The organism is Salinivibrio sp. MA427 (genome assembly GCF_001996115.1).
Lineage (GTDB): Bacteria > Pseudomonadota > Gammaproteobacteria > Enterobacterales > Vibrionaceae > Salinivibrio > Salinivibrio costicola.
In genome coordinates this window covers 1-5612 of sequence record NZ_MUFH01000242.1, presented here as the reverse complement: position 1 = coordinate 5612, position 5612 = coordinate 1, and the positions used below count along the sequence as shown (strand labels likewise).

Annotated in this window: 4 protein-coding genes and 2 pseudogenes; all 6 read left to right on the top strand. The window is 50.2% G+C overall.

The window, feature by feature from the left end; genetic code table 11:
* A pseudogene (locus BZG79_RS12615) lies at window positions 1–329 on the top strand (penicillin-binding protein activator LpoB); the annotation flags it as partial.
* The gene (locus tag BZG79_RS12610; protein WP_077774556.1) at window positions 316–1173 is read left to right on the top strand and encodes a phosphotransferase; all 858 of its coding nucleotides are present in this window, start codon (window positions 316–318) and stop codon (window positions 1171–1173) included. The pseudogene BZG79_RS12615 and the gene BZG79_RS12610, both read left to right, overlap by 14 nt.
* A 67-nt stretch (window positions 1174–1240) precedes the next feature.
* The gene (locus BZG79_RS12605) at window positions 1241–2095 is read left to right on the top strand and encodes a DUF6279 family lipoprotein (protein WP_077774552.1); all 855 of its coding nucleotides are present in this window, start codon (window positions 1241–1243) and stop codon (window positions 2093–2095) included.
* A gap of 106 nt (window positions 2096–2201) precedes the next feature.
* Window positions 2202–2744 carry an alpha/beta hydrolase YcfP gene (ycfP, locus tag BZG79_RS12600; RefSeq protein ID WP_077577006.1) on the top strand — a complete coding sequence of 181 codons (543 nt, stop codon included), beginning with the start codon at window positions 2202–2204 and terminating at the stop codon, window positions 2742–2744.
* A gap of 289 nt (window positions 2745–3033) precedes the next feature.
* Window positions 3034–4282: pseudogene (locus BZG79_RS12595) on the top strand (NAD(P)/FAD-dependent oxidoreductase).
* Window positions 4283–4539: 257 nt separating this feature from the next.
* The coding region (locus BZG79_RS12590) for a DEAD/DEAH box helicase (RefSeq protein ID WP_108743295.1) at window positions 4540–5612 on the top strand (1073 nt) is incomplete at its 3' end.

The following is a 5612-nucleotide window of genomic DNA, read 5'->3' as shown; positions in this document are numbered from 1 at the left end:
TGGTCCAACCGATCCAAAATAGCAGTGGCGATTATTTTCCTACCCCAAGGTATTCAACGCAGTTGCAAGCGGGCTTAATCGAATCCGGTCGGATAACGCCTGTTCCTGAAGCGAGAGTACAGGCGGTCCGCGCCTCGTTAGGGTTGGCAGCGAATCAGGTGCTAGTGGATCCCGCGACCATTATGCAATATGGCCGCATGCTGGGTGCGCAGTATCAACTGAGCGGTAAAATCACCGGTCAGGCCCCTTATCAGCTAAGTTTGCAGTTAATGGACTTACAGTCAGGAGTGATCGCTTGGCAGGATGTAGAACGCTTTGTCAGCCGTTGAATGGTCTCCTGCTCTGGCGCAGACCTTATCTACCGCACTGACGCGCTATTATGGTGTCCCTACCGAGGTTACCGGTGTCGAGCCGTTGGCAGCGGGCCTGACAAATCGCTGTTTACGACTCACCGACTCACAGGGGGGGCGCAGTGTTTGGCGTCCCCATGGTCGAGCGGCGAATGCTTTTGCCATTGACCGTGCGCGTGAAGCTCAGGCGCAATCTTTGGCCGCTGAGCATGGGCTGGCGCGTCAGCCGATTGTCCACAACGGCGAAGGATTATTGGTGCCTTGGGTGGATGGCGAACCGCTTTGTAATCTAAAAACCGATCAGGCATCGATCCTTATTCCACTTTTATCCCGTATTCACCAACTGCCGACGGATCTGGAAACCGCGTCCGTCGAGGCACAATGCGCTCATTATGAAAAGCAACTGCCTGATGGTGTGGTAGCGCGTTTACACCGGCTCAAACATAAGGTGCTCGCACATAGCCCGCTCCCAACGTATGAGCCATCGGTGGTGTGTCACATGGACTTGGGCGCTTACAATGTGGTGATCGAGCCGGATGGTAACCTGTGTGTGCTTGATTGGGAGTATGCCCGCGCCGGTGATCCTTATCTTGACATCGCGCTCTTTTGTCGTGCTAATGGCTGGTTACCACACACTGTGGTGGCGCGTTATTGTGGTCTTCAGCAACTAAAATCGGTGAATGTTATCCTCGCACGCGTCAACGCTTGGTTGCCGTTTACCGACTATTTAGCACTATGTTGGTATGAGGTGGGGGCGAATCTGTATGGATTACCTGCGTACAATCAAGCAGCGGACGTGCTGTATCAACAGCTTTCAGAGTAGACAACCCGCTACATTCGGATAAATCCCTCGTAGCTGACGCATAGGCGAATAAGGATAAGGAGACAATATGGTCAAGGATTGCAAACGGCGGTGTCGAACAGGCTGGCTTGTGGGCTGTCTGTTGGTGCTTGCGGGATGTACCACGGAGCTTGCGTACAATACGTTGCCGTTTTGGATTCACTATTACCTGGACGATATTGTCGACCTGACCGCCACCCAATCGCGCCAAGTAAAAGCGGACCTCGATGCAGTTCAGCAATGGCATCGCGTGGAGGAGTTGCCTCGGTTAGCGGATCGGCTCACCTTGATCGCCGCGCAAAGTGCGGAACGCCAAACATGGGACCAATTGCGCGATCATCAAGCTGGGTTTAAAACTCGGATACAAGCCACACTCAATGCACTGATCCCGGCGACGACGCGTTTATTGCAAAGCCTGGATGATCGTCAGGCTGAGCGATTGACCCAATTTTTAAAAGACGAAATTGCTGAGGCACAAGCGCGCCGTGACCAGCAATCACCGCAAGAACGGCTAGCCGAGCAACAAGAAGAGCTTGAAGAGCGCACTGAGGGTTGGGTCGGACACACCACAGACAGCCAAGCACCATTCTACGCTGAGATGGCGGACTACCAGCAACGCGCGATGCCGACCTTCATTACGGTACGTGAGCAGTTGCAAGCGCGGCTATTTAACCTGATTGAGACACGCCAACGCGATGACTTGGATAGTCAACTGCGTCAATGGGTGGATGACCTCGTCGCCTGGCGCGGTGGTAGTGATACGCAGACAGACATGGCGATCTATCGCTCTCGGCGCCTTGACTGGTTACTCCGGTTCGATAAAAGTTTGGATGATGCTCAACGCACGCACTTGATAGAAGAACTTGAGCAATGGGCGTCGCGTTTGCAAGGCATGGCTGGATAAAAACACCCTGATCCTCGCTAGGGTGATCTTGCTCATTTTTGCGTGTAAGCAGCTATGCTATTGATAAAGGCCATTACATTCTTAGCGCAATCAGCAAGGACCGCTTATGATCATCTATCTGCATGGCTTTGATGCCACCAGTCCAGGCAACCACGAAAAAGTGCTTCAACTTCAATTTGTTGACGACGATGTTCGCACCATTAATTACAGCACCCTGCACCCCAAACATGATATGCAGCACTTACTTAAACAGGTGCAAACGCAGATCGAAGCCAGCCAGGATCCTAACCCATTGATATGTGGTGTTGGGCTAGGCGGGTATTGGTCAGAGCGAATTGGATTTTTGTGCGGGATAAAGCAGGTTCTGATCAACCCTAACTTGCACCCTCAGGAAAATATGCCGGGCAAAATCGACCGTCCTGAAGAGTACGAAGATATTGCAACTAAATGTGTCACTGATTTTCGTCAGCGCAACCAGCAGCGGGCGTTGGTTATCCTATCACGTGAAGACGACGTGCTAGACAGTCAACGTAGCTATCATCTGCTTTCACCTTTCTATCCTGTGCGTTGGGATGAGGCGCAAACCCATAAATTTAAAAACCTTTCTACGCATCTACAAGCGATTGCGCACTTTAAAAAGTCTACCTGATGGTCACTTTCCCGTATCGAGCGTATAGCTACGCCATTGTTATACGCGCTTGGTGTTATTTTCCTACATTTTATCCGTAAATAAAGCACAGACAAGGGTCGAAGTGATCGCCATTTTACGGCAAAATGGACGGGCGTGCTGACCAACTACACAGCAATAAACCACACGCACTGATACAGATTATGTCGTTAGTCACTAACAAATAGAAAGTGGCGTACTTAAGACCGATTTTAGCTAGTGGCATGCGTGCGGCTAGCGAGTGTTTTTTAATTAAGGTAAGGATGTAGAAGTGACCAAAATTATCGTTGTCGGCGGTGGTGCAGGCGGGCTTGAGCTCGCGACCAAGCTAGGCCGCACGTTAGGCCGCAAACGCCGTGCTGAAATCACCCTCGTCGATAAAAACAGTAGCCATTTATGGAAACCCCTGCTGCACGAGGTAGCCACGGGATCGATGGATGAAGGCGTCGATGCATTAAGCTATCGCGCGCATGCTAAAAATCATGGGTTTGATTTCCAAATGGGCACATTGTGGGATATTGATCGCGAACGTAAGGTGATCACCCTCGCGCCCATGTATGACGAGAATAACGAGCTATTAATGCCCGAGCGTGAGCTCGAATATGACACCTTAGTGATGGCGATTGGCTCGACCTCTAATGACTTTAATACCCCTGGCGTGCGTGACAATTGTATTTTCCTGGATAACCCGAAACAGGCACACCGTTTCCGCCGTGAAATGAACAATGAGTTTATGCGCCTGCACGCGAAACACGGTGACGGCAGTGTTGATATTGCCATTGTCGGTGCGGGGGCGACAGGCGTTGAATTGTCGGCTGAGCTGCATAATGCGATTAAAGAGCTGCGCAACTATGGTTTCCGTGACCTCGAGAACTCTAAGTTGAATGTGACCTTGGTTGAAGCAGGCGAGCGAATCCTACCGGCGTTACCGCCACGTATTTCTAGTGCCGCGCATCAAGAGTTATTAAAACTCGGCGTAACAGTAAAAACCAACACCTTTGTGGTAAAARCTGATGAAGATGGCCTAGAAACCAAATCGGGTGAACGTATCCATGCCGACATTATGGTTTGGGCTGCGGGGATTAAAGCGCCTGATTTCTTGAAAGATATTGCGGGTTTAGAAACCAACCGCATTAATCAGCTTGAGGTGAAGAACACCTTACAAACGACCCGTGACGACGATATTTTTGTGATTGGTGATTGCGCGGCGTGCACGCAGGAAGATGGCGAGCCTGTGCTTTAGCAATATTGTTGCGAAAATGAACGGGCGTGAACTTAAACCTTATGTGTTTAAAGATCATGGTTCGCTGGTTTCTTTAAGCCGCTTCTCGACGGTTGGCAGCTTAATGGGGAACCTGACCAAAGGCTCAATGATGATCGAAGGGCGCATCGCGCGTGTGGTTTATATTTCTTTGTATCGCATGCATCAAATTGCGTTGCACGGCTATGTAAAAACCGGCTTGATGATGTTAGTCGGCCGCATTAACCGTGTGTTACGTCCAAGCTTGAAGCTGCACTAAAGTGGGATAACGCGCCTAATCTAAACCGGGGCCTGTCCCCGGTTTTCTTTTTGAAGATGGCGCTTTTGCGATAATTGTTGCTCAATGGCGCGAAAGTCGTCACAATGGCGCCGCAATCAAGATTATTGATATCACTTCTAGAGCAACCCTCCTGAACGCCGAGTTTTCCTCATACAACGATATTGATATTCATGCCCTTAAGCGACGGGTAGAGTGTCTACACGTGGCGACATTTTTTTATTTATTGAGATCAATTGATGAGTTTCTCCTCTTTAGGACTATCTGCACCACTCCTTAAAGCCGTGCAAGAGCAAGGCTATACCATCCCATCACCGATTCAGGCTAAAGCGATTCCGGCAGTAATTGAAGGCCAAGATGTGATGGCTGCCGCGCAAACCGGCACCGGTAAAACCGCTGGGTTTACGTTACCGATTTTAGAACGTTTGCAAGCCGGTAAACATGCGCGCCCGAATCACGTTCGCACTTTGATTTTAACGCCAACGCGTGAACTCGCCGCACAAGTTCATAAAAACGTTGAACAATACAGTCAGTACACGCCGCTGACCTCGCTGGTGGTGTATGGTGGGGTGAAGATAAACCCGCAAATGATGAGATTGCGTAAAGGGGCCGACGTCCTCGTGGCAACGCCGGGTCGTTTATTGGATCTGTATAACCAAAATGCCGTCAACTTTTCGCAACTTGAAGTGTTGGTGCTGGATGAAGCCGATCGCATGCTGGATATGGGCTTTATTCGTGATATCCGTAAGATTTTGGCCGCTTTGCCTACGAAACGTCAGAATCTATTGTTCTCAGCCACCTTCTCGGATGAGATCCGTCAACTTGCCAAAGGCATGGTCAACAACCCGGTAGAGATTTCGGTTAGCCCTGCTAACCAAGCGGCGACCAGTGTCGAACAGTGCATTTATCCTGTTGATAAAAAGCAAAAAGCACCGATGCTCTTATCGTTAATTGCCGATAACAACTGGCAACAAGTGTTGGTCTTTAGTAAAACCAAGCACGGTGCCAATCGTCTGTCGCGTTATTTAGATGAGTATGGCGTCAGTGCTGCCGCGATTCACGGTAATAAAAGCCAAGGCGCACGTACCAAAGCACTGGAGCAATTCAAAACCGGTGATGTACGCGTGCTTGTTGCGACCGATATTGCCGCGCGTGGCATCGATATTGCGCAATTACCACAAGTGGTTAACTTTGATTTGCCCCATGTCGCTGAAGATTATGTTCACCGTATTGGACGGACCGGACGGGCCGGCGCTGTGGGTCATGCGATTTCGCTCGTCTGTGCCGACGAAGCTAAAGATCTCTTTGCGAT

Bases quoted from the DNA above. Each gene is read 5' to 3' on its own strand.
- ycfP (WP_077577006.1), top strand. From the start codon at position 2,202: ATGATCATCTATCTGCATGGCTTTGATGCCACCAGTCCAGGCAACCAC.
- BZG79_RS12605 (WP_077774552.1), top strand. From the start codon at position 1,241: ATGGTCAAGGATTGCAAACGGCGGTGTCGAACAGGCTGGCTTGTGGGC.